Source organism: Mesorhizobium sp. M1423 (assembly GCF_040317575.1).
Lineage (GTDB): Bacteria > Pseudomonadota > Alphaproteobacteria > Rhizobiales > Rhizobiaceae > Mesorhizobium.
In genome coordinates this window covers 1-790 of sequence record NZ_JAMYKU010000087.1, presented here as the reverse complement: position 1 = coordinate 790, position 790 = coordinate 1, and the positions used below count along the sequence as shown (strand labels likewise).

Annotated in this window: 1 protein-coding gene; it reads left to right on the top strand. The window is 65.9% G+C overall.

The annotated features are described in order from the left end of the window. On the top strand, positions 1-790 hold a 790-nt coding region (locus tag NKG95_RS34195), incomplete at both ends, for a hypothetical protein (protein WP_353043880.1).

Sequence of the window (790 nt, the reverse complement as noted above, 5' to 3'; positions counted from 1 at the left end):
CGCGGCGATGTCGTGCAGATCGTGCGCGATCTCGGCGGGCTCAATCTGACGGAGGGCCGCAGCTACGATGTCCTTGGCCGGCTGATCGGGGTCAGCGACCCCGGCGGCTCGAGCTGGAGCTACAGCTATGACATGGTCGGCAACCGGCTGTCTGCCTCGGATCCCGACCTCGGCACCTGGTCCTATGTCTATGACGGCGCCAACCGGCTGACCAGCCAGACCGATGCCCGCGGCACGGTCACGACACTGGCCTATGACCAGATGGACCGGCTGACCTTGAAGACGGCAACGGCCTTGGGCGGCAGCGCGGTGACGCTGACGCAAAACACCTACGACCAGGCAGCGGCCGGCTTCTACAACATCGGCCAGCTCACCACATCCACCAACCCTGCGGCAGCGCAGGTCATCAAGTATGACGGCTTCGGCAAACCCGCGCGCCAGGACGTCACCATCGGCACGCTGACCCACACCACGACCAGCGTGCGCGATGCCTCCGGTCAGACGCTGCGCACCCAATACCTGCCGGTGCAGCTCGACTTCGGCACGCTTGCCGCACCGCTGCAATACACGGCCGCCAACAAGCTGCTCTCGGCCTCCGGCTTCATCACCTCGACCCTCTACGAGGCCGACGGCCAGACGAAGGAGATCACCTATGCCAACGGCGTGAAGACCTCCTTCAGCTACTCGCCGACCCGGCGCTGGCTGAACCGCGTCACCACGGCCAAGGGCGCCACGGTCCTGCTCGACGATCAGTATGCCCGCGATCTCATCGGCCGCATCACCGGCACGA